24 protein-coding genes are annotated in these 22710 nt (G+C 46.3%); 20 read left to right on the top strand and 4 right to left on the bottom strand.

Annotation, left to right across the window (positions count from 1 at the left end; translation table 11 throughout):
* Positions 1–2: 2 nt before the first annotated feature.
* From BUB85_RS11370 to BUB85_RS11340, 7 genes are all read left to right on the top strand, one after another.
* The gene (locus BUB85_RS11370; protein ID WP_073110413.1) at positions 3–1535 is read left to right on the top strand and encodes an ABC transporter ATP-binding protein; all 1533 of its coding nucleotides are present in this window, start codon (positions 3–5) and stop codon (positions 1533–1535) included.
* Positions 1525–2634 (top strand): ABC transporter permease, encoded by a 1110-nt coding sequence (locus BUB85_RS11365; protein ID WP_073110409.1) that lies wholly within the window; start codon positions 1525–1527, stop codon positions 2632–2634. The genes BUB85_RS11370 and BUB85_RS11365 overlap by 11 nt, the downstream gene beginning before the upstream one ends.
* A 2-nt stretch (positions 2635–2636) precedes the next feature.
* Complete coding sequence (locus BUB85_RS11360; RefSeq protein WP_073110405.1) at positions 2637–3590, top strand: ABC transporter permease; 954 nt, start codon at positions 2637–2639, stop codon at positions 3588–3590.
* A gap of 59 nt (positions 3591–3649) precedes the next feature.
* Positions 3650–4984, top strand: a complete 1335-nt coding sequence (locus tag BUB85_RS11355) for a pyrimidine-nucleoside phosphorylase (protein ID WP_073110401.1) — start codon at positions 3650–3652, stop codon at positions 4982–4984.
* A gap of 184 nt (positions 4985–5168) precedes the next feature.
* Positions 5169–6266 carry a BMP family lipoprotein gene (locus BUB85_RS11350; RefSeq protein ID WP_073110398.1) on the top strand — a complete coding sequence of 366 codons (1098 nt, stop codon included), beginning with the start codon at positions 5169–5171 and terminating at the stop codon, positions 6264–6266.
* 84 nt (positions 6267–6350) lie between these two features.
* Positions 6351–7094: a Crp/Fnr family transcriptional regulator gene (locus BUB85_RS11345; protein WP_073110392.1), complete on the top strand. Its 744-nt coding sequence runs from the start codon at positions 6351–6353 to the stop codon at positions 7092–7094.
* A 136-nt stretch (positions 7095–7230) separates the two neighbouring features.
* Complete coding sequence (locus tag BUB85_RS11340; RefSeq protein WP_073110532.1) at positions 7231–8061, top strand: purine-nucleoside phosphorylase; 831 nt, start codon at positions 7231–7233, stop codon at positions 8059–8061.
* A 124-nt stretch (positions 8062–8185) separates the two neighbouring features.
* On the opposite strand, the gene BUB85_RS11335 is transcribed toward BUB85_RS11340, so the two are convergent.
* Both BUB85_RS11335 and BUB85_RS11330 read right to left on the bottom strand, forming a co-directional pair.
* A complete protein-coding gene (locus BUB85_RS11335) occupies positions 8186–8449 on the bottom strand; it encodes a hypothetical protein (protein ID WP_073110386.1) in 264 nt (87 codons plus the stop codon).
* 55 nt (positions 8450–8504) lie between these two features.
* Positions 8505–8990, bottom strand: a complete 486-nt coding sequence (locus tag BUB85_RS11330; protein WP_073110380.1) for a cytidylate kinase-like family protein — start codon at positions 8988–8990, stop codon at positions 8505–8507.
* A 265-nt stretch (positions 8991–9255) separates the two neighbouring features.
* Here BUB85_RS11330 and BUB85_RS11325 point away from each other — a divergent pair, with 265 nt between their 5' ends.
* The 10 genes from BUB85_RS11325 (at position 9256) to BUB85_RS11280 (ending at position 19010) form a co-directional block, all read left to right on the top strand.
* Positions 9256–10314 carry a PTS transporter subunit IIC gene (locus BUB85_RS11325; RefSeq protein ID WP_073110375.1) on the top strand — a complete coding sequence of 353 codons (1059 nt, stop codon included), beginning with the start codon at positions 9256–9258 and terminating at the stop codon, positions 10312–10314.
* A gap of 151 nt (positions 10315–10465) precedes the next feature.
* Complete coding sequence (locus BUB85_RS11320) at positions 10466–11185, top strand: GTP pyrophosphokinase (protein WP_073110368.1); 720 nt, start codon at positions 10466–10468, stop codon at positions 11183–11185.
* 232 nt (positions 11186–11417) lie between these two features.
* Positions 11418–12353, top strand: coding sequence for a substrate-binding domain-containing protein (locus BUB85_RS11315; RefSeq protein ID WP_073110361.1), 936 nt, complete (start codon positions 11418–11420; stop codon positions 12351–12353).
* 73 nt (positions 12354–12426) lie between these two features.
* Positions 12427–13275: a phosphate ABC transporter permease subunit PstC gene (pstC, locus tag BUB85_RS11310; RefSeq protein WP_073110529.1), complete on the top strand. Its 849-nt coding sequence runs from the start codon at positions 12427–12429 to the stop codon at positions 13273–13275.
* The gene (gene pstA / locus BUB85_RS11305) at positions 13265–14125 is read left to right on the top strand and encodes a phosphate ABC transporter permease PstA (RefSeq protein ID WP_073110358.1); all 861 of its coding nucleotides are present in this window, start codon (positions 13265–13267) and stop codon (positions 14123–14125) included. The genes pstC and pstA overlap by 11 nt, the downstream gene beginning before the upstream one ends.
* A 4-nt stretch (positions 14126–14129) precedes the next feature.
* Positions 14130–14879, top strand: coding sequence for a phosphate ABC transporter ATP-binding protein PstB (gene pstB / locus BUB85_RS11300; RefSeq protein ID WP_073110355.1), 750 nt, complete (start codon positions 14130–14132; stop codon positions 14877–14879).
* Position 14880: 1 nt separating this feature from the next.
* The gene (gene phoU, locus BUB85_RS11295) at positions 14881–15549 is read left to right on the top strand and encodes a phosphate signaling complex protein PhoU (protein WP_073110352.1); all 669 of its coding nucleotides are present in this window, start codon (positions 14881–14883) and stop codon (positions 15547–15549) included.
* A 229-nt stretch (positions 15550–15778) separates the two neighbouring features.
* Positions 15779–16450: a response regulator transcription factor gene (locus BUB85_RS11290; protein WP_073110349.1), complete on the top strand. Its 672-nt coding sequence runs from the start codon at positions 15779–15781 to the stop codon at positions 16448–16450.
* A 183-nt stretch (positions 16451–16633) separates the two neighbouring features.
* The gene (locus BUB85_RS11285; RefSeq protein WP_073110346.1) at positions 16634–17974 is read left to right on the top strand and encodes a sensor histidine kinase; all 1341 of its coding nucleotides are present in this window, start codon (positions 16634–16636) and stop codon (positions 17972–17974) included.
* Positions 17975–18044: 70 nt separating this feature from the next.
* Complete coding sequence (locus tag BUB85_RS11280; protein WP_073110342.1) at positions 18045–19010, top strand: D-2-hydroxyacid dehydrogenase; 966 nt, start codon at positions 18045–18047, stop codon at positions 19008–19010.
* Positions 19011–19237: 227 nt separating this feature from the next.
* On the opposite strand, the gene BUB85_RS11275 is transcribed toward BUB85_RS11280, so the two are convergent.
* Positions 19238–20074, bottom strand: a complete 837-nt coding sequence (locus tag BUB85_RS11275; protein WP_073110339.1) for an AraC family transcriptional regulator — start codon at positions 20072–20074, stop codon at positions 19238–19240.
* Positions 20075–20334: 260 nt separating this feature from the next.
* Between BUB85_RS11275 and dapF the strand changes: the two genes are divergently transcribed.
* The gene (dapF, locus tag BUB85_RS11270) at positions 20335–21192 is read left to right on the top strand and encodes a diaminopimelate epimerase (RefSeq protein WP_073110336.1); all 858 of its coding nucleotides are present in this window, start codon (positions 20335–20337) and stop codon (positions 21190–21192) included.
* Positions 21193–21486: 294 nt separating this feature from the next.
* Here dapF and BUB85_RS11265 read toward each other — a convergent pair whose 3' ends face one another.
* Positions 21487–21870, bottom strand: coding sequence for a carboxymuconolactone decarboxylase family protein (locus BUB85_RS11265; RefSeq protein ID WP_073110333.1), 384 nt, complete (start codon positions 21868–21870; stop codon positions 21487–21489).
* 87 nt (positions 21871–21957) lie between these two features.
* Between BUB85_RS11265 and BUB85_RS11260 the strand changes: the two genes are divergently transcribed.
* Positions 21958–22314 (top strand): MerR family transcriptional regulator, encoded by a 357-nt coding sequence (locus BUB85_RS11260; RefSeq protein WP_073110330.1) that lies wholly within the window; start codon positions 21958–21960, stop codon positions 22312–22314.
* Between the two features lie 187 nt (positions 22315–22501).
* A partial coding sequence (locus tag BUB85_RS11255; protein WP_143160703.1) for a transposase family protein occupies positions 22502–22710 on the top strand: 209 nt, incomplete at its 3' end.

Genomic DNA, 22710 nt, shown 5'->3' with positions numbered 1-22710 from the left:
AAGTGGATTATGTAATAGAAATGAATCATATTACGAAGCAATTCGGAGATTTTAAAGCCAACGATGACATTACGCTTCAGGTGAAAAAGGGCGAGATCCATGCACTTCTGGGCGAGAATGGCGCAGGAAAATCTACATTGATGAGCGTACTTTTCGGTTTGTATCAGCCGGAGGGCGGGCAGATCAAGCTAAACGGAAAAGAAGTGAAGATCAACAATCCAAATGATGCCAACGACCTTGGAATCGGAATGGTACATCAGCACTTTAAACTGGTACACAACTTTACGGTACTTGAGAGCATCGTACTTGGTCGGGAGACAATCCGGCATGGATTCCTAAAGATGGATGAGGCCAGGAAGAAGATCATGGAACTCAGCGAGCGTTACAAATTCAAGATCGATCCGGATGCGTATATCTCAGATATCACCGTGGGAATGCAGCAGAGAGTCGAGATCCTGAAGATGCTTTACTGTGACAACGATATTCTGATTTTTGACGAGCCGACGGCAGTGCTGACACCACAGGAAATCGAAGAACTGATGAAAGTCATGAAGCAGCTGGTGGAAGAAGGCAAATCCATCATCTTTATTACCCATAAACTCAATGAGATCAAGGCTGTTGCCAACAGATGTACGGTTCTGCGAAAAGGACGTTATATCGGGACTATCGATGTGGCAGAGACCTCGAAGGAGGCAATGTCGGAGATGATGGTAGGAAGAAAAGTCAGCTTTATTGTGGAAAAGGGCAGGCAGAAGTTGGGGGACGTGGCGCTGGAAGTAAAGGATCTGGTCATGAAGTCCAAAACCTCCGGAAAGAATGCAGTCAATCACGTTTCCTTCCAGGCAAGAAAGGGAGAGATCCTCTGTATCGCAGGAATCGATGGAAACGGTCAGTCCGAGCTGGTGTACGGAATCACCGGGATGGCGCCTCTGGATGGCGGTCAGGTCTTTATGAACGGAAAAGAAATCACCCAGGAGAGCATCCGACAGAAGTGCAAGGATGGAATGGCACATATTCCAGAGGATCGACACAAGGATGGCCTGGTACTGGACTTCACGCTTCAGGAGAATCTGGTGCTCCAGACGTACTATGAGAAACGGTTCCAGAGTCATGGATTTATCAGATTCGACAAGATTCACACATATGCAGAGGAACTGATCAAACAGTTTGACATTCGTTCCAGTCAGGGCGCTGTGAGTCAGGCGAGAGGAATGTCCGGCGGAAACCAGCAGAAAGCGATTATCGCCCGCGAGCTGGACAGAAACCCGGAGGTCGTGGTGGCGGTACAGCCGGTACGTGGACTTGACGTAGGGGCAATCGAATATATTCACAAGCAACTGGTGCGTCAGAGAGACGAAGGAAAAGCAGTGCTTCTGGTATCGCTGGAACTGGATGAGGTAATGAATGTAAGTGATCGGATTCTGGTGATGTACGAAGGAGAAATCGTAGCCGATGTAGTGCCGGGAGAAGTCACGGTAGAGGAGCTTGGACTTTATATGGCCGGAGCGAAAAGGAGTGTGGGCAATGAAGCGTAAGAAATTATTCCAGGGAGAAGGGATCGTTAATTTTTCGTCTTCCCTGATGGCAATTATTGCAGGATTGTTGTTCGGCCTGATCATCCTGCTGATCAGCAACCCGAGTCAGGCCTGGAACGGATTTATGATGATCATACAGGGCGGTTTTACGGACGGCATCTCCGGGATCGGTAACGTGCTCTATACAGCGACGCCGATCATCATGACCGGTCTGTCTGTGGGATTTGCATTTAAGACCGGTCTGTTTAATATCGGAGCATCCGGACAATTTACAATGGGAGCATTCGCGGCGGTTCTGGTGGGTGTCAAGATGACATTTCTTCCGGCAGGACTTCACTGGGTGGTGGCGCTGATCGCAGCCATGGCAGCCGGTGCAGTCTGGGGATTTGTTCCGGGACTGCTCAAGGCCTGTCTGAATGTGAACGAAGTAATTTCTTCTATTATGATGAACTATATTGGAATGTATGGAGTGAACATGGCGATTCAGGAGTTCTGCTATGATCAGGTGAAGAACCAGTCTCTTCCGGTTGCGGCGGGTGCGAACCTTCCGAGAGCCGGGCTGGACAAGCTGTTCCCCGGAACGAATCTGAACACGGGGATTCTCATCGCAGTGATATTTGCGGTTATCGTGTACATTGTGCTGAATAAGACAACCTTCGGCTATGAACTGAAAGCCTGCGGACAGAATCCGAGCGCCAGTAAGTATGCGGGTATCAATGCGAAGAGAAACGTAATTCTTTCTATGGTAATTGCCGGAGCTCTTGCGGGACTCGGCGGAGCACTGCTCTATCTTGCCAATTCGGGAAGATATCTGCAGGTGCTGGATGTGATCGCGGCAGAAGGCTTCAACGGTATTGCGGTTGCCCTGCTGGGACTGTCCAATCCGATCGGAATTTTATTTGCGGGACTCTTCATCGGTCATATCACAGTCGGCGGTTACAACATGCAGCTGTTCGATTTTGTACCGGAGGTCATCGACATGATCATCGCAGCAATCATTTATTGTGGAGCACTTTCTCTGCTGTTCAAGGAAATGATCCACAAATTTCAGCAAAAGCGGACGAAAAAGTCAGCAGCGAACGGAAAGGGGGATAAGTAAACATGAATACATTTTATTTTGTAATTCAACAGACCATGTTTTTTGCCATCCCGCTTCTGATCGTAGCAATCGGCGGTATGTACGCGGAGCGGAGCGGTGTCATCAATATCGCGCTGGAAGGTATTATGGTTATGGGTGCCTTCACGGGAATCTTTTTCATTAATATTTTCCAGAGCAGTCTGAGCGGACAGATGCTGCTGCTTTTGGCAATCCTGGTGTCCGGTGTCACGGGTGGCGTGTTCTCGCTGCTGCATGCATTTGCGGCAATCAACATGAAGGCGGATCAGACCATCAGCGGTACGGCACTGAATATGTTCGCACCTGCATTCGCAATTTTTGTGGCCAGGATGATTCAGGGCGTGCAGCAGATTCAGTTCACCGATACGTTCCATATCAGCAAGGTTCCGGTGCTGGGAGATATTCCGATAATTGGTGATTTGTTTTTCCAGAACTGCTATGTTACGACTTATGTGGGAATCCTGATTTTTATCATTGCGACCATCGTCATCAACAACACCCGGTTCGGACTGCGGCTGAGAGCCTGCGGTGAGCATCCGGGAGCAGCGGATTCAGTGGGCGTTAATGTGACAAAAATCCGTTATGCAGGAACCGTGATCTCCGGTATACTTGCGGGAATCGGCGGTCTGGTATTTGTGATCCCGACATCCACGAACTTTAACGGAAGCGTTGCCGGATATGGTTTTCTGGCACTCGCAGTGCTGATCTTCGGTCAGTGGAGAAGCGGAAAGATTTTCTTTGCGGCATTTTTCTTTGGAATTATGAAGACGCTTGCAAGCGCGTACTCTGCAATTCCGCTGCTGAAGGACCTGCCGATTCCGAAGGATGTATACAAGATGATCCCGTATATTGCGACATTGATCATTTTGGCATTTTTGTCTAAAAACTCTCAGGCACCGAAGGCGGAAGGTATTCCGTATGATAAGGGCAGCAGATAGAAACAGCAGGGTGGATTGCGAATATCCGCTTTGACATAAAAGAAACAGGGGAAACAGTTATGAGAATGTATGACTTGATTATGAAAAAAAGAAATGGCGGTACACTGACTGCAGACGAAATCGATTTTATGATTACAGGCTATGTGGCGGGAGAGATTCCGGATTATCAGATGTCTGCGTTCCTGATGGCAGTATATTTCCAGGGGATGACGGAGGAAGAGACTCTCTCCATGACCAATGCGGTTGCGCACTCCGGTGACATGGTGGATCTGTCCGGAATTGAGGGGGTGAAGGTCGATAAGCATTCCACCGGCGGGGTGGGGGACAAGACTACCCTGATTATTGCTCCCATTGTTGCGGCGTGCGGTGTGAAGGTTGCAAAGATGTCCGGCCGCGGGCTGGGACATACGGGAGGAACAGTAGATAAGATGGAGTCGATTCCAGGAATGCAGACCTCACTCACGCAGGAAAAATTCTTTGAAGTGGTAAACAAGACGGGACTCAGTGTGATCGGACAGTCCGGCAACATGACACCTGCTGACAAGAAGCTGTACGCGCTGCGCGATGTGACGGCGACCGTAGATTCCATACCTCTGATCGCGGTTTCTATCATGAGCAAGAAGCTGGCGGCGGGCAGCGACTGCATCTTGCTGGATGTGAAGACCGGAAGCGGTGCCTTCATGAAGACTGTGGAGGATTCCATCGCGCTGGCACAGGAGATGGTGGCAATCGGCGAGAATGCCGGAAAGAGAACCGTAGCGCTGATTACGGATATGGATATCCCATTGGGACATAATATTGGCAACAGCCTGGAAGTGATCGAGGCGGTGGAGACCTTAAAGGGAAATGGACCTGCAGATTTGTCAGAGGTGTGCCTGAACCTTGCGGCGAACATGCTGTTCCTCGCGGGAAAAGGAGATTTGGATTCCTGCAGGGATATGGTAAAAGCAGTCATCGCCGACGGCAGTGCGCTGGAGCGTCTGGCGGCCATGGTGGAGGCACAGGGCGGAGACGTTTCTGTCATCAGAGATACCGGCAATTTTGCAAAGGCACCATACAGTCATAAGGTGGTGGCGAAAAAATCCGGCTACATTACCTTCATGGACACTGAGAAATGTGGAATCGCATCGGCAATGCTCGGCGCAGGACGGGAGACAAAGGAGAGCACCATTGATTTCTCCGCGGGAATTATTCTCCACAGCAAGGTGGGAGACTACGTGGAAGAAGGAATGGAAATTGCGACGATGTTCGCATCGGATGAAGCGCTGTTCGCTGCGGCAGATGCAAAATACGAGGAGGCCGTGACAATCGCGCCGGAGAAGGCAAAAGAAGAACCATTGATTTTCGCAAGAATCACAAAAGACTCGGTGGAGCGGTTTGACATAGAAGCATAGTGGAAAAACAGATTATAAAAGTGCTGCGGTGATTGGAAACCGGACGGTCAAGGATGTCTGGGAACCAGAAGCGCTGCGGGACATTTATATAAAGTATCAGCGGTTTGGAACCGGTCTGTGGATACATCAGCGGACGGACTGTGAATCGTTGGCAACAACAAAAAAGTCAAGGAGGACGAAAAGGATGAAAAAGAAAATTTTAAGCCTGCTATTAGCAGGAGCGATGGTGATGGGAATGGCAGGATGTGCAAGCAAACCGACAGCGGACGGAGGAAGTACAAAGGGATCGGGTGGCGGTTATGAGCTGGCACTGATCACAGATGTGGGAACGATTGATGACAAATCCTTCAACCAGGGATCCTGGGAAGGCCTGGAGAAATATGCAAAGGACAATGATCTGACCTGTAAGTACTATAAACCATCAGAGAAATCAGACGAAGCATGCTCAACGGCAATCGATCTCGCGGTAAAGGGCGGAGCGAAGGTTATCGTGACACCTGGATTCCTCTTCGAGGTTCCGATTTTGAACGCGCAGACTAAATATCCGGATGTGACATTTGTGATCATCGACGCTGCACCGCAGGATGCGGACGGCAATCAGACTATCGAGAAAAATGTACTTTCCATCTTCTATGCAGAACAGCAGGCAGGTTATCTGGCGGGCTACGCAGCAGTTGAGGAAGGCTACACACAGCTTGGATTCATGGGTGGAATCGCAGTGCCGGCAGTTATCCGTTACGGATATGGATTTATTGAAGGTGCAGATGCGGCAGCAAAAGAGCTTGGAATTGCAGATGTAAATGTAAAGTACACCTACATGGGGAACTTTGATGCATCTCCGGAAGCACAGACAAAAGCAGCTTCATGGTATAAAGAAGGAACACAGTGTATCTTTGCCTGCGGCGGCGGAGTAGGAAACTCAGTAATGAAAGCAGCAGAAGCAGCAGGAACCTACGTGATCGGTGTTGACGTTGATCAGTCTTCTGAGTCAGATACCGTAATTACATCAGCGATGAAGAACCTTGGCGATTCTGTATACAATGCAGTTGGAAGCTATTATGACGGTTCCTTTGAAGGCGGGAAAATTTTGACACTGACAGCGAAGGAAAACGGAATAGAACTGCCGATGGATTCCTCTAAATTCAAAGTATTCAATCAGGAAAAATATGATGCGCTGTATGCAAAACTGCAGGACGGAACAATCAAGGTGGACGACGACTCGGTAGCAACGGACGCAACAGGTGTTCCGACAGAGATCGTGAAGGTTGAGAACATCCAGTAGCTGCGGCCCGAAACGGGAAGACTATTTGCAGAATAGTAGATTTTTACGTGCCCAAAGCTCGAAGACTAAGATCGGAGAGGTGAAATGGAACAAAAGTATATATATCAGGTACTGCCTTTCCTGAAAGAATTGGAGAGGGATAGAAGGGAGCAGCTTGAGGCGTACTTTGACAGTGCACCGCTGTGGCTCATGAATGCCTTTCAGGTGTTGCAGCTTGAGAAGGGAACTACACTTGTACATGAAAATGCTGTGGTGGATATGGTTTACATCATCGGAAAGGGGACGGTGAAGGGGACGGATTACCGGATTTATGGAACAACCTATGATTTCATGCGGTTCGAGGGCGTGTACGCGTTGGGCGGGATGGAGATTGTCATGGATCTGGATAAATACCAGACCACGCTGATTACGATGACACCATGTACCATGATCGCGATTCCGAAAAGGCAATTTGAGCGGTGGTTGAAGACGGATATTAAGGCGCTGAAGCAGGAGGCGAAGGCAATCGGTGAATATCTGCTCATGGAGGGAAGAAACGGAAGAGCGTTTCTTTTCCTGCAGGGCTCAGACAGACTGTGTATGCTTTTTGCCGACTTGTATAGAAACTACGCAAAACAGGATGCGTTTGAGCTGAAAAGCACAAGGCAGGAACTGGCAGAACAGTCGGGACTCTGTGTGAAAACCGTGAATCGTTCTGTGAAAAAGTTCGAGGATGAGAATCTGATCGGGCGAAAAGGGAATACCATTACTATCACAAAAGAACAGTGTGAGAAAATGGAACAGATTGTTGCCGAGCTTATCGACCGGTCGGGGAGCGGATGCATTTGATCTTACCAATGATAACCCCTGTTTTAAATACAGAGGGCGGCAACATTCTCGTCCCGTTCAGTGCAGCTGATGCACTGTATGGGCGATGACAGCAGCAGATGACAGCACAAAAAATGGGAAAGGAATCAGTATAGTTATGAATCAGATTTATGAAAAACTAAAAAGGTGTGTGGCAGATATTCGAGGGAAGACAGAGTTCCAGCCGGATCTGGCACTGGTGCTGGGCTCAGGGCTTGGCGATTACGCGGAGGAGATTGACATTGTCGCAGCCGTGGATTATAAGGATATTGAGGGTTTCCCCCAGTCTACTGTGGCAGGACATAAGGGCAGATTTGTCTTTGGATATGTAAAAGAGGTACCGGTTGTGGCCATGCAGGGACGTGTGCATTATTACGAAGGGTATTCCATGTCGGATGTGGTTCTTCCAATCCGGCTGATGGGAATGCTTGGAGCGAAAACGGTCATATTGACCAACGCAGCAGGCGGTGTCAATTTTGACTATAGACCGGGAGACTTTATGCTGCTTACGGATCACATCACATCTTTTGTACCCAGCCCGCTGATCGGACCGAATATGGAAGAGCTTGGAATCAGGTTTCCGGATATGAGCCATGTCTACGACGAAGGGCTCCAGAAAATCGTGAAGGAGACGGCAGGGAAGCTTGACATTAAGATCAAGGAAGGCGTGTATGTTCAGCTGACAGGTCCAAACTTTGAGACACCGGCGGAAATTCGGATGTGCCGCACTTTGGGCGCAGATGCTGTCGGGATGAGCACGGCGTGCGAGGCAATGGCAGCCAGACACATGGGGATGAGAATATGCGGAATCTCGTGTATCACCAATATGGCAGCAGGAATGCTGGATGCTCCGCTGAGGCATGAAGAAGTGCAGGAGGTCGCGGACCGGGTCGAAAATCAGTTCCGCGGGCTGGTCACAGAGATTATTGAAAGAATCGGAAAAGAATAACTGTGCCTGTAAACAATTATATAAATGAATAGCTATCGAAATAGATAGTTATCGAAATAAAAAGTCCCGCCGCAGACACTGTTTTGGTGTTTGCGGCGGGACTTTTTAAAAGAAATAATGAACTTTATTCTTCAATCACATGAATCTCCAGATAGTCAAAATCAATGGAATCCACAAAATTATCCTGATAAAATCTTGCCTTTGCATGCCGCTTAAATTCTGCGACTGTGGAGTCCAGCCAGATGGGCTTGCTCAGATCAAATTCGTAGCAGATTGCGTCCAGCGCATTAAAAATCTTATGTGTGCGGGTGTCATCGGTCTCGTCGCAGATCACGGTGTCGCGCATCAGATGATTGTCCTTTATTTCCTTGCCCCATAGTCTGAACATGTAACCTTACCTGCTTTCTAAATGTGTTCCAAACTTCGAAAGATATTCTCGATTTCTAAATGTACTCTAATTTTTCAAAATACTGCATCAGAATGTTGGCGCAATTGTCTATTCCAAGCTCAGAAGTGTTGAGGATCATATGGTAATCGTTCACATCGCCCCAGGTTCTGCCGGTATGCTCGTGGTAATATTCTGCACGCTCTGCGTCGGTCTTCTCGACCATCTCTTTGGCATCGTCATAGGAGAGTGATTCGAGCTCCATGATGCGGTGGATTCGATCCTCTTTCTCGGCGTATACGTAAATGTTCAAGACATTCAAGCGGTCCTTCAGGATATCGGATGCGCATCGTCCAACGATGATGCATGGCTCTTTGGCCAGCTCGCGGATAATCTCAGCCTCCGATGCATATTCCTTATCACGGAGTTCCTTCAGTATAAAATCTTTTGTGTAAACCGGTATGTCGAGTCGCTCGGACAGCTCCTTGGCAATGACGCTGGTTCCCGTTCCAAAACGACGGCTCATAGTTATTACTAATTTCATATGTTTTCCTCCTTTGTGTACAACTTTTTTTCAAAGTGTCTCCATTATAACATCTGATGGAACTTTTCACAATGTTGAAAAAATAAAAGGTTTATGAAAACTTGATTTTCCTTATATTATATGATACACTTCTCGAATGACAAGACACCTGTAAACACATGGGGACGGGAGAAACCATAGAAGGAAACAATAAAGAAACGGCGAAAAGAAAAACATCAACAGGAAACAGCCAGGTGAAAACACAGGAAGAGATGAGGACATAATTATGAAAAAGTTTTTAGACCACATTTTCGTGGATGGTCTGAGCGGGATGGCACACGGTCTGTTCGCGACTCTGATTATCGGGACGATCATCCAACAGATCGGAACATTTGTCGGCGGGGATACCGGCAATATGATTTTTATAGTAGGAAAAGTTGCGGCGGCACTGACGGGTGCCGGTATTGGTGTCGGTGTTGCGAGGAAGTTCAATGCGAGCCAGCTGGTCATCGTATCCGCCGCCACGGCCGGTATGGTGGGGGCATTTGCAAGCAGGCTTCTGGCAGGAACGGTACTGAATGCGGACGGTGCGATGGTGTTTGCCGGACCGGGAGAGCCGCTGGGAGCATTTATCGCGGCATACATTGCGATTGAGATCGGAGGCCTGGTTGCCGGGAAAACCAAGGTGGATATTCTGATTACACCACTGGTGGCCATCGGAACCGGATCTGCGGTCGGACTGATTCTCGGTCCGCCGATCTCCGGGTTTATGACATGGTTGGGATCCATCATCAACTGGGGGACAGAACAGCAGCCGTTCCTGATGGGAATCGTTGTCTCGGTATTGATGGGTATGATTCTGACGCTTCCAATCAGCTCCGCGGCACTGGGCATCATTCTGAATCTGTCCGGTCTTGCGGCGGGTGCGGCAACCGTGGGCTGCTGCTGTAATATGGTCGGATTTGCTGTAGCGAGCTACCGGGAAAATAAAATTGGCGGACTGCTGGCGCAGGGAATCGGGACATCTATGTTGCAGGTCCCGAATATCGTGAGAAAACCAATCATCTGGCTGCCGGCGATTCTGTCCAGTGCCATACTGGGACCGGTGGGGACGATGGTGTTACATATGACCAGCAATGCGACCGGATCCGGTATGGGCACTGCAGGTCTCGTGGGGCAGATCATGACCTGGCAGACGATGATCCAGACAGAGTCACAGACGATAGTCCTGATCAAGATTCTTCTGATACAGATCATTCTTCCGGCGGTGGTTACGCTGATGATCTCAGAGTTTATGCGAAAGAAAAACTGGATAAAAAACGGCGATATGAAACTGGAATTATAGAGAATAAGAAGGCAGAAAAAGGAAAGGGCATATCAGATGCTCAGGTCCTTTTTTTGTGCCAGACATTTCTTAAAAAAGGGTGAACTATATGACAACAACTAAGGAATATGATATACTAATATTGGGATTTGCATAGAAGGAGAAGTAAGAGATGAAGGAAACGATTAAGAGCTATGACGATGTTGATAATTGGAAAACCGTTATGTTTTTATATAATGCAGCACTGAAGGAAGTGGGCACCAAGTTAGACATTCTGAACGATGAATTTCAGCATGTCCATCAGTACAATCCGATTGAACACATTAAGACAAGGATCAAGACGCCGGAGAGCATCGTGAAGAAATTAAAGCGGAACGGCTATGAGACCTCCATTGAGAACATGGTGAGGTATATTAACGACATCGCGGGAGTGCGTCTCATCTGTTCTTTTACATCTGATATCTATCGTCTGGCAGAGATGATCGGGAACCAGAGTGATTTGAAAGTTCTCTCTATCAAGGATTACATCAAGAATCCGAAAGACAGCGGTTATAAGAGCTACCATATGCTGGTCTCAGTACCGATCTTCTTATCGGACAGCGTGGTGGAGACCAAAGTCGAGATTCAGATCCGGACGATTGCCATGGATTTCTGGGCGAGCTTGGAGCATAAGATCTATTACAAGTTTGAGGGGAATGCACCGGCTTACATCAGCCGTGATCTTCAGGAATGTGCGGAGATGGTCTCCGCTCTGGATGAGAGAATGCTCTCCCTGAACGAAGCGGTTCTATCATGTTCGAGGGAACAGGATAAGGGAATCCAGGAGGACGTGGAGGCCATGAGCAAGGCGCTGAGCGGCCGCAACGATGATAATCGGTTTGCATTGAGATAAAAGGGACAGGTTGAAAGGCAATTGGGGACGTAGCAAAATGACATTTTGCTACGTCCCCAATTGCCTTTCAACCTGTCCCTTTTATTCTTTCCCGTGAATTTGCCTATTTTTTGGACTTAACATAGATTTTACAATTCCTCTGTTACACATTTTACATTGCTACGTTATGATGACATCCGTAATCAAAAAATATAATTAATGTAAACAGAAATCAATTGGAGGATTTTGCAAAATGAAAATGAAAAAGTTAGTTGCATTAGTATCAGCAGTAGGAATGTTAGCAGTCGCTGTAACAGGATGTGGAAATTCATCATCAGATGCTGCTTCAACTTCAGGAAGTACATCTGACAGCGCGTCAGCATCAACATCAGATTCAGCATGGGACAGCTCAATGGACATCACAATCGTTTCCAGAGAAGATGGCTCAGGAACAAGAGGAGCGTTCATCGAATTATTCGGAATCGAAGAAAAAGATGCTTCAGGTGAGAAAGTTGATAACACAACAACAGACGCTCAGATCACAAACAGCACATCTGTTATGATGACAACAGTTGCAGGTGATGAGTATGCAATCGGTTATGTCTCACTTGGTTCTTTAGATGACAGCGTAAAAGCTGTAAAGATCGACGGAGCAGAGGCTACAGCAGAGAATGTAAAATCTGGTGCATATAAAGTTTCAAGACCTTTCAACATCGTAACAAAAGACGGTATGGACAATGAAGTAGCAAACGACTTTATCTCATACATCATGAGCACAGAAGGCCAGGCAGTTGTAGAAGAGAATGGTTACATCGCAGTAGATGACGTAGAGGCATATGCAGGAAGCAAACCTTCTGGTAAATGTGTTGTAGGTGGATCTTCTTCCGTATCACCGGTAATGGAAAAATTAGTAGAAGCTTACAAAGCAGTAAATACAAACGCAGACATTGAGCTTCAGACGACAGACTCAACAACAGGTGTTACATCTACACAGGACGGAAGCTATGATATCGGTATGGCATCAAGAGAGTTAAAAGATGACGAGACAGGTGTTACATCTACCGTAATCGCAACAGATGGTATTGCAGTAGTAGTAAACAACGACAGCGACGTTGATGAACTTACATCAGATCAGGTAAAATCAATCTACACAGGTGAAGCTCTTACATGGGATGAGGTATTGAAATAAGATGAAAAAAGAAGCATGTGAAAATGAAAAGAAGATAGCTTCCAAAGGAAGCAACGTCGTTCTTGAAAAATCCATGCAGGGAGTGTTCTTTATTGCCGCTTGCACTTCGGTGCTTGCGGTAGCACTCATTTGTATCTTCCTATTTGCAAATGGACTTCCTGCAATGAAAGAGATTGGGTTTGTAAAGTTCCTCACAGGAACTGTATGGAGGCCAAACAATGATTTGTATGGCATCTTCCCAATGATCGTCGGAAGCATTTACATTACAGCAGGAGCAATTGTATTCGGTGTTCCAATTGGTATTCTGACAGCAGTATTCATGGCGAAGTACTGTCCGAAAGTGATCTATAAGCCATTAAAATCAGCAACTGAGTTACTTGCAGGTATCCCGTCAGTTATTTACGGCTTCTTTGGACTGGTCGTTCTCGTTCCGTTTATCCGTGACACGGGAAGAAGCATGGGATTCTCCGGAAACGGCAGCAGCATCCTGACTGCTTCACTCTTACTTGGAATGATGATTTTGCCGACAATCATCGGATTGACAGAATCGGCGATCCGCGCAGTGCCGGATCAGTATTATGAAGGTTCCCTTGCACTCGGTGCAACCCATGAGAGAAGTATCTTTATGGTAATCATCCCGGCAGCAAAATCCGGAGTGATCGCAGGAATCGTACTCGGAATCGGCCGTGCAATCGGTGAGACAATGGCGGTAATCATGGTAGCCGGTAACCAGGCGAGAATGCCATCCGGTATCCTTAGAGGTATTCGAACCATGACAGCCAATATCGTTATCGAAATGGGATACGCAACAGGCTTACACAGAGAAGCATTGATCGCAACAGGCGTGGTACTCTTCGTATTCATCCTGATCATCAATTTCAGTGTAGCACTCTTAAACAGGAGGTCAGGAAATGATAAATAAAGAGACATTTGGCGGGAAAATGAAAGCCTACCTCAAAACTCCTGGTTCATTTATCGTAATGCTGCTCGTGATGCTTGCGGCAATCGTTACATTTACAGTATTGATCTTTTTGATCGTATATATATTAATACATGGTGTTCCGTATCTGAAGCCATCATTGTTTTCACTTCAGTACACTTCAGATAATGCATCTTTGATGCCGGCGCTGATTAACACAGTTATGATGACATTCCTGTCATTGCTGATTGCAGTACCGTTCGGAATCTTCGCGGCAATCTTCCTTGTGGAGTATGCTTCGAGAGGAAATAAGTTTTTGAATGTGATTCGTCTGACAACAGAGACATTGTCAGGTATTCCATCTATTGTATATGGATTGTTCGGAATGTTGTTCTTTGTTAACACATTAGGTTGGGGATTCTCGCTTCTGGCAGGTGCATTTACACTGGCAATCATGGTACTTCCATCGATCATGCGTACCACAGAGGAAGCACTGAAGGCAATCCCGGATTCATTCCGTGAAGGAAGTTTTGGCTTAGGCGCGGGCAAACTCCGCACCGTCTTTCGAATCGTTCTTCCGTCCGCAGTGCCAGGAATTTTGGCAGGTGTCATCCTGGCAGTCGGAAGAATTGTAGGAGAAACAGCAGCATTGATATATACAGCAGGTACCGTTGCGACAGTACCGTCAAGCGTGATGGGGTCGGGTAGAACACTGGCAGTACATATGTACAACCTTGCAAGTGAGGGACTCTATATGGATCAGGCTTACGCAACAGCAGTAATACTGCTTATCCTGGTTGTAGGAATCAATACTTTATCAAATGTTATAGCAAAGAGGTTAACGAAAGGATAAGAGGATGGATAAATTAAATATCAAGAATGTAAATCTTCATTATGATGATTTCCATGCTTTGAAAGATGTCAATCTTGACATTGAAGAAAAGAAAATCACCGCATTCATCGGCCCCAGCGGCTGCGGTAAATCTACCCTGTTAAAATCGATCAATCGCATGAACGATCTGGTCGCAGGATGTCGAATTGAAGGAGAGTTCCTGTTAGACGGCGTGGATCTCTATAAAGATATCGATGTCAATGTATTAAGAAAAAGAGTGGGAATGGTATTTCAGAAACCGAATCCATTTCCGATGAGCATCTACGATAACATCGCTTATGGCCCGAGAACACACGGGATTCACTCAAAATCGAAATTGGATGAAATCGTAGAAAAGTCACTTCGCGACGCTGCAATCTGGGGAGAGACAAAAGACAGATTGAAAACCAGCGCACTGGGAATGTCAGGTGGACAGCAGCAGAGACTTTGCATTGCCAGAGCACTTGCAGTACAGCCGGAGGTTCTTCTGATGGATGAGCCGACTTCTGCACTGGACCCGATTTCAACTTCCAAGATCGAAGACCTTGCTATGGAGCTGAAAAAAGATTATACTATTGTCATGGTTACACACAACATGCAGCAGGCCGTTCGTGTATCTGACAATACAGCATTCTTCCTTTTGGGAGAGGTAGTCGAGTACAACGATACTGAGAAATTGTTCTCCATCCCGTCGGATAAGAGAACAGAAGATTATATCACAGGAAGGTTTGGTTAAGATGACGAGAAATAAATTTGATATGCAGTTGGAAGAGTTAGAAAAGCTGTTGACCCGCATGGGAGAACTGTGTGAGCTTGCAATCGCGAAAGCGACCGGAGCATTAAAAGACGGCAATATAGGACAGGCCAAGGATATCATAGTAGCAGATGAAGAAATCGACCAGATGGAAAAAGAGATTGAGAGACTCTGCCTGAAGCTTCTGCTCCAGCAGCAGCCAGTTGCCCGCGACCTGAGAAGAATTTCCGCGGCATTGAAGATGATCACAGATATGGAACGTATCGGTGACCAGACGGCAGACATCGCAGAGATCATTATCACCACAAGATCCCTCAACGATACGACAAGCATCAAGGACATCGGCGAGATGTCCGCAGCAGTGAGCAAGATGGTACGCGACAGCGTGTCTGCTTATGTGAAGAAGGATCTGGAATTGGCCGGCAAGGTTATTGCAGCAGACGACGAGGTGGACGCAATGTTCGACCGCATCCGCAGCGAGATGATCACTCTGATTGCAGAGGATGAAGGACTGCATGGCGGAAAAGCGGTGGATCTGATTATGATCACGAAGTATCTGGAACGTATCGGTGACCACGCGACGAACATTGCAGAGTGGGTAGAGTTCTCTATCACAGGCGTGCACAGAGAAGCTGAGGAGCCTATGCTGTAAGGCTGTCAATTTTATGATTTGCATGAAGATGGGGCCCGCCGAGTTGGGAGAAGCCTTAGTGCCTGCGCAGATGCCACGGACAGCGTCCGTTTCTAAGGCATCTGCTCAATAGTTTAACCTCCTACTGACACGCAGCGCAGCTGCTATGAGGTTATGAGCAAGTAGCAAAGCGGATTGCGAATATCCGTTTTGACTACAGTAGTGAATAAAGTGGAAAAAGGAAAAAAATATGATTTTTTGTGTAGAAGATGATATGAACATTCGTGAACTGGTGATTTATACGCTGGAGACCACGGGGATGCAGGCAAGAGGATTTGAAGATGGCGCAAGCTTTATGGAAGCGCTGGCGTTTGAGACGCCGGAACTCATTCTGCTCGACATTATGCTGCCGGGAGATGATGGGCTGACACTGCTTGGCAAACTCAAAAATTCAGCAAAGACAAAAGACATTCCGGTCATTCTGGTGACAGCCAAGGGGGCGGAATACGATAAGGTGGTCGGATTAGACTCCGGAGCAGACGATTATGTGACGAAACCGTTTGGGATGATGGAGTTGATTTCCAGAATTAAGGCTGTCCTTCGCCGAACCGGTAAAGCAAAAGAAAATCACATGCTTTATGCGGACGGTATCGCCATGAATGTAAAAAAACATGAGGTGACCGTAGACGGGAGACAGGTGATTCTCACACTGAAAGAATTTGAATTATTAGAGCGTCTGCTTCGCAATAAAAATATCGTTCTCACAAGAGATCAGTTACTCGAGGATATCTGGGGATATGATTTTGACGGGGAGACAAGAACCGTTGATGTTCATATCCGTACCCTGCGGCAGAAGCTCAAAACTAAAGAGGACGTGATCGAAACCGTTCGGGGTGTCGGATACCGGATCGCTATGGAATAATAGTGGAAGACTGTATTATGGACTGTTGATCAGGCAGAGATGTCTGGTCAATTTTCTGTAATACAGTTTTTTCTATATTGTATATTGAAAAAGCATGAGGGATATGCGAGAATCTAGTATAAGCCACATGAAATGCGTTTTTAAAGAGGTGAACCGTACAGGATCGGTGGACAGGGGTGGAAAATGAGAAATAAAATTCAGAAAAGTATGGGGATGGTGTCCATTATCACGCTTGCCATTTCCTACTTGGCGCTGACAGGAATAGTATATTATCAAACGCTGAACATTTTAAAGGAAGAGGTCAGACAGGAGGCAGTCTATATTCAGACAGCAATCGGAACCACAGGAGTACCTTATCTTGAGAAACTCAAGACGATGGATGGTGCGGACAAGACTACGAGAATCACCTGGGTCGATGAAGATGGCGAAGTGATTTACGACAGTCAGGATGATGCGCAGAATTTGGACAACCACAGCAGCCGTCCGGAGGTGAAGGCGGCTGTCAGTGATGGTACAGGGGAGGACATCCGCGTATCTGATACGGTTGGGCAGCAGATGTACTATTACGCATTGCGGCTCGATAAGGGCCAGGTTCTTCGAATATCCAAGACCATGGATTCTATGACACAGACAGCGATGGGGATGCTGCCCCTGTTTCTTGTGATAGGACTTTTGATGATGATTCTGTCCTGGCGTCTGTCCAAGTGGCAGACAGGGAAGATCATCGAGCCGATCAACCGGCTGGATATTGGGAAGCCGCTGGACAACGAGACTTACGAGGAACTGGGGCCGCTGCTGATTGCAATTGACCGGCAGAATAAGGAGAAGGATGCCATCGCCCAGATGCGGAAAGAGTTCTCTGCAAATGTGTCCCACGAGCTGAAGACGCCGCTCACTTCCATATCAGGATATGCAGAGATTATGCAGAATGGTCTGGTAAGACCGGAAGATATCCCGGAATTTTCCGGACGGATATACAAAGAGGCAAGACGGCTGATCACGCTGGTGGAGGATATCATTAAAATTTCCAAACTCGACGAGGAGTCGGTGGAACTGGAAAAAGAAGAGGTAGACCTTTACGGACTTGCCAGAGAAATCAGCAGTCGTCTCAGCATGCAGGCCGAGGAGCGAAATATTCGCGTTCAGGTTACGGGAGAAACTGTCGTGTATTTCGGAATCCGGCAGATACTGGATGAGATGATCTATAACATTCTGGAAAATGCGATTAAGTATAATGTGAAGAACGGGGTCGCAAACGTATGGGTAGGCAATACGCTGAATGGCCCGAAGATCGTGATCGAAGACACGGGAATCGGAATCCCGGGAGAACATAAGGAACGGATATTTGAGCGCTTCTACCGCGTGGATAAGAGTCACTCGAAGGAGTATGGCGGGACCGGACTTGGACTTTCCATTGTGAAACATGGCGCACTGCTTCATGGGATTGAGGTTCAGGTGGAGAGTGAGGTCGGTGTCGGAACGAAGATTTCGCTGCTGTTTAAATCCTCCGGTAGAAGTAATTAACCGCCGGACTGGAGAAGAAAGTGAAAAGTACAGCGGACGGCAGAAAAGGAAAAGGGAAAAGGAGATAAGCATGAAAACAGTATTGACGACGATTCCACTGGAGGAGCGGCACAAAGAATTATTGAACAAAGCGGCGGATAATCTGCAGTTTGTATATTCTTCCCGCACGGGTCTTACGGAGGAGCAGGTACAGCAGGCGAACATCATCATCGGAAATGTGCCGCCGGCATGGATCAAAGAATCAAAAAATCTGGAATTTCTCCAGTTAGATAGCGCCGGGACAGACGGATATTTGGATGACGGAGTCCTTCCCAAAGGAGCAAAGCTGACCAATGCGACTGGGGCATATGGATTAGCAATCTCAGAACACATGATTGCGTCAATATTTATGCTTTTAAAGAAACTAAATAAATACCAAGACAATATGAAAGCACATAAGTGGCAGGATGAAGGACATGTACAGTCCATCTATGGAAAGACTACGCTGGTGCTTGGGTTGGGAGATATCGGCGGTACATTTGCCGAGAAGATGCATGCGCTGGGAAGTACGGTAATAGGAATCCGCAGGAACAAAGCAGAAAAACCGGAGTATCTGGAAGAACTGCACCAGATGAAAGAGCTGGACACACTTCTTGGCCGGGCAGATATCGTGGCCTGTTCGCTCCCGGGTACGCCGCAGACAAAGGGCCTGCTGAACGCGGAGCGAATTGCAGAAATGAAAGACGGGGCGATTCTGGTCAACGTCGGCAGGGGAAGTCTTATTCCGACAGAAGCACTGTGTGCAGCATTGCACAGCGGGAAACTGGGAGGAGCATGCCTCGATGTGACAGAAGTCGAGCCGCTCCCGGCAGACTCCCCACTGTGGGATGCGCCGAATTTGATTCTGACACCACACGTGTCCGGTGTCTATCATCTTCCAGAGACACTCGAGCGCATCATCCGCCTCAGCGCGTCGAACCTGGAGGCGTTCTGTAAGGAAGAGCCATTGAAAAACGAGATAGATTTCGAGACGGGCTACCGGAGATTCATCGGATAATCATCTGTAAAGGACAATCGTTGGCCAAAAGGGAGACAAAAGGGAAACAAAAGGGACAAAAAGGGACAAAAAGGGACAAAAAGGGACAGGTTGAGGGGCAATTGGGGACGTAGCAAAGCTGCAGCTTTGCTACGTCCCCAATTGCCCCTCAACCTGTCCCTTTTGATCCCTTTTTGTCTTCTCCGGCGCGTCCTTCTGCCTTCGGCTGCACAGATATGTCTGAACAGTCAACGAAGCAGCGCCCGCGGGGCACTACCGAACTCGGACTTGTATGCCCGCGAAAAGGTCGAATAATTCTTAAACCCGCAGTCAAAGCACACCTGCGTCAGCGGTACGCCCTGAACAATCAGTTCTCTGGCGAGCAGCAGGCGCTTATAGTTGATGTAGTTGTTGATCGTGTACCCGGTTTCTGATTTGAACAGCCGCATCATATAAAATTTGCTGATAAAAAACTGATCGGCCAGAGTATCGATATTCAGAGAATCGGTCAGATGGTCACTGATATAGTGCATGATATCGACAACCTTGGTGTTATAAAGTGCATCATCCAGAAACTCCAGTCTGTTTTTGATGGCGGCCCGGTTCAACTGGATCATGAATTCCAGAAAAAGAATCTGCCGGTATAGATCACTTGCGTATTCCGTGTCAGAAAAAGAACGTTCCATCCGGTTGGTGATTTTAAAAAGGGAGCTCTTCTCCAGCGACTGGACACGCAGCACATTGGAATGCTCCTGCTTTGCCTTCTGAAAGCAGTAGCTCAGATCATAATCCTCAGTCTGGTAAGCCTCAATAAAGCCCGGCGAGATGTAGACGATGATCCGTTCATAGGGAACCGACGGCTCCACAGTCAGCTTGTGGATATCATTGCGGTTCACCAGAACGATATCGTAGGGTTTCAGATCATAAGACTTTCCTTCTATATAATATTGAACCTTTCCGCGGATAAAAATCGTAATCTTATGAAATTCATGATAATGATATTCAAATTCTTTTGCAACATTGTCTTCCAGATGAAAAATCCGGAAATCACTGTTGAGATATCCCCGTTTGTTGTATGTTTCCATGTTTTCTTTCCTTTCTTCCGAAAATGTGCTATGAGGTACAAAGCCGGAAAAGCGGATTGTGAATATCCGCTGGATTATCAAACTATCTAATAGAAAGTATAATCAATAAAAGCATTATATGCAATATATTAAGCACTATTTCTGTATTGAAAACAAAAAATGCCTGTTATGATATAGATATAAATGAGAATCTGAGCAGGCAGAACGAACATTGGCTCAGAACTTGGGGAACGCAATCACAGTTGATGGAGGTATGGCAGATGAAAATCACATTAGAGAGATATCATGGTTTAGGAAATGATTATGTAGTATATGATCCGGGCAAGAATGAATTACAGCTGAACACAGAGAATGTAAAAATGATTTGTAACAGAAATTTAGGTCTGGGATCTGACGGTGTCCTGGAGGGGCCGATCCTTGGAGAAGACGGGTTGTCTGTGAGAATCTGGAATCCCGATGGCAGCATCGCAGAGAAGAGTGGAAACGGTGTGCGTATTTTTGCGAAGTATTTAAAGGACGCAGGCTATGTGCAGAAGAAAACATTCACATTGAAGACAGATGGCGGTGATGTGGAGATTGTATATCTGAACGAGGATGGCAGCCGCCTGAGAGTGTCCATGGGAAAATTATCCTTCTGGAGCGATGACATTCCTGTAACCGGAGAGCGCCGCGAGGTGATCAACGAAGATATGGTATTCGGAAGAACGCTGTATCCGGCAACCTGTGTTTCCATTGGCAATCCACACTGTGTCATTCCAATGAGAGAGATATCAGAGCCGCTGGTATGTAAAATCGGAAATTATTCTGAGGTGGCAAGATACTTCCCTAACCGCATTAACACCCAGATCATGAAAGTGATCGACCAGGAAAACATCGCCATCGAGATCTTCGAGCGAGGTGCAGGATACACGCTGGCATCCGGGACCGGAGCCTGTGCGGCGGCAGGCGTTGCATATAAGCTGGGGCTTACGAACAGCAAAGTGGTAGTGCATATGCCGGGCGGCGAACTGATGGTGGAAGTGACAGAGGACTGGGAAGTGTACATGACCGGAGATGTGTTCTATGTGGCAAAGATCTGTCTGAGCAATGAGTTTACAGAGAAGCTGAGAGCGTTGTAGACGTTCTGAAAAAATACGGGTTATTCTGTTTGAGCGGGAGCTGTCGGACTAGCTGATTGAAAATCAGTTAGTCCGCAGCTCTTTATCATATCTCCTTTCAGGCATATCATAGACTCTAGGGTATGGTATAGAGTCAAGGGGAAATTCGAAAAATATATCTCAGTGAAAAAATGACTCCCACCTCTATAGGGGGTGAGTAACAATTATGCTGAAGCATAATTGAATATGTAAAGGATTCTGTATGTTCTCAATAAGATAATCTTCTGGTTATTATCTGTTTTTCACAATATTAAATCAAACGGTAATACTTCTCTCATGGAAAATCTTTTTTGCCACAAAAACAGCATTTAAAACTCGTGGAAATCCCGTATATGGAATGCACTGTAAAAAAGTTTCAATAATTTTTTTTGCTGAGACACCTACATTTAATGCTCCATTGATATGTACTTCTAATTGTGCTTCGCACCCTCCTGCTGTCAATAGGCTGGTAATTGTTATCAATTCTCTTTCGGGAAGATTTAAACTTTTTCTAGTATAAATATCTCCAAATGCGAATTCTACAATAAATCGCCCTAAATCTGGCGATATATCTTCCAATGATTTGATTACATTCTCACCCCCAATTCCATCAATAGCTTTTAATTGTTCCATTCCATCATTGAATCGTGTTTTTTTCATTTGATTTTACCTCCTTAAACGATTACAATATAAGCATATTACTTAGACTATACTGTAAGTCAAGGATTTTTTAAGAGGTGATGAAATATGACAATCGGCGAATTATCCAAAGCAACGAATATTAGCGAATACACCTTACGCTACTATGAAAAGAAAAATTTAATTATCGTGAATCGTGATGATATAGGCAGGCGCTGCTATGTCGAAAATGATGTTGAATGGATTAAATTTATTCAACGCCTGAAAGAAACAGGAATGCTATTACGAGATATTGAAAAATATTCACAACTCCGATACAAAGGTGATGAAACTATGCCAGAACGATTATCCATGCTGGAAAAACATAGGCTATATGTTCTTGAACAACAAAAGAAATGGCAGGAATATTTAGAAAATCTTGACAGTAAAATCACATATTATGAAAATTCTATTTCTGATTGTTAAAACAAGGCTTGCGTACCACATACGAGATGCAAGCCTTAATTTTGTTCTTATAAAAATATAGAAGACACAGCACTGCAGCGTTGAGGAATAAAAACTTTTCGCAATAAAATAACCAGAATCTAAGCAGGAGTACCTCTTGTGCGGTAAAATATAAGTAACAAATTTTTCGCACAGGAGGTTTTTACGAATGACAAAGAAAGAAAAACGTGAACGAAAGAAACAGGACCGTGGAATAGTTGATTTTATGATGGTTGCAAATCATTTCTTTCATTATTTACAACAATGGATCTCGGAAATGAACGATCCAAGAGATTCAAGTTACATCACGTATTCGCAGACTGATCTTGGGTATATGGCGATTCTCAAAAATATCTGCGGACAGCATACAATGAGAGA

This window comes from Hespellia stercorisuis DSM 15480, from assembly GCF_900142165.1.
Taxonomy (GTDB): domain Bacteria; phylum Bacillota; class Clostridia; order Lachnospirales; family Lachnospiraceae; genus Hespellia; species Hespellia stercorisuis.
The sequence above is the reverse complement of the archived record's forward strand: the minus strand, read 5'-3'. Positions and strand labels throughout refer to the sequence as shown.

Coding starts and splice junctions, on each gene's coding strand:
- BUB85_RS11315 (WP_073110361.1), top strand. CDS start 11,418: ATGAAAATGAAAAAGTTAGTTGCATTAGTATCAGCAGTAGGAATGTTA.
- pstB (WP_073110355.1), top strand. CDS start 14,130: ATGGATAAATTAAATATCAAGAATGTAAATCTTCATTATGATGATTTC.
- BUB85_RS11365 (WP_073110409.1), top strand. CDS start 1,525: ATGAAGCGTAAGAAATTATTCCAGGGAGAAGGGATCGTTAATTTTTCG.
- BUB85_RS11290 (WP_073110349.1), top strand. CDS start 15,779: ATGATTTTTTGTGTAGAAGATGATATGAACATTCGTGAACTGGTGATT.
- BUB85_RS11340 (WP_073110532.1), top strand. CDS start 7,231: ATGAATCAGATTTATGAAAAACTAAAAAGGTGTGTGGCAGATATTCGA.
- BUB85_RS11345 (WP_073110392.1), top strand. CDS start 6,351: ATGGAACAAAAGTATATATATCAGGTACTGCCTTTCCTGAAAGAATTG.
- phoU (WP_073110352.1), top strand. CDS start 14,881: ATGACGAGAAATAAATTTGATATGCAGTTGGAAGAGTTAGAAAAGCTG.
- BUB85_RS11335 (WP_073110386.1), bottom strand. CDS start 8,449: ATGTTCAGACTATGGGGCAAGGAAATAAAGGACAATCATCTGATGCGC.
- BUB85_RS11350 (WP_073110398.1), top strand. CDS start 5,169: ATGAAAAAGAAAATTTTAAGCCTGCTATTAGCAGGAGCGATGGTGATG.
- BUB85_RS11355 (WP_073110401.1), top strand. CDS start 3,650: ATGAGAATGTATGACTTGATTATGAAAAAAAGAAATGGCGGTACACTG.
- pstC (WP_073110529.1), top strand. CDS start 12,427: ATGCAGGGAGTGTTCTTTATTGCCGCTTGCACTTCGGTGCTTGCGGTA.
- BUB85_RS11325 (WP_073110375.1), top strand. CDS start 9,256: ATGAAAAAGTTTTTAGACCACATTTTCGTGGATGGTCTGAGCGGGATG.
- BUB85_RS11265 (WP_073110333.1), bottom strand. CDS start 21,870: ATGAAAAAAACACGATTCAATGATGGAATGGAACAATTAAAAGCTATT.
- BUB85_RS11330 (WP_073110380.1), bottom strand. CDS start 8,990: ATGAAATTAGTAATAACTATGAGCCGTCGTTTTGGAACGGGAACCAGC.
- BUB85_RS11280 (WP_073110342.1), top strand. CDS start 18,045: ATGAAAACAGTATTGACGACGATTCCACTGGAGGAGCGGCACAAAGAA.
- BUB85_RS11260 (WP_073110330.1), top strand. CDS start 21,958: ATGACAATCGGCGAATTATCCAAAGCAACGAATATTAGCGAATACACC.
- pstA (WP_073110358.1), top strand. CDS start 13,265: ATGATAAATAAAGAGACATTTGGCGGGAAAATGAAAGCCTACCTCAAA.
- BUB85_RS11275 (WP_073110339.1), bottom strand. CDS start 20,074: ATGGAAACATACAACAAACGGGGATATCTCAACAGTGATTTCCGGATT.
- BUB85_RS11360 (WP_073110405.1), top strand. CDS start 2,637: ATGAATACATTTTATTTTGTAATTCAACAGACCATGTTTTTTGCCATC.
- dapF (WP_073110336.1), top strand. CDS start 20,335: ATGAAAATCACATTAGAGAGATATCATGGTTTAGGAAATGATTATGTA.
- BUB85_RS11320 (WP_073110368.1), top strand. CDS start 10,466: ATGAAGGAAACGATTAAGAGCTATGACGATGTTGATAATTGGAAAACC.
- BUB85_RS11285 (WP_073110346.1), top strand. CDS start 16,634: ATGAGAAATAAAATTCAGAAAAGTATGGGGATGGTGTCCATTATCACG.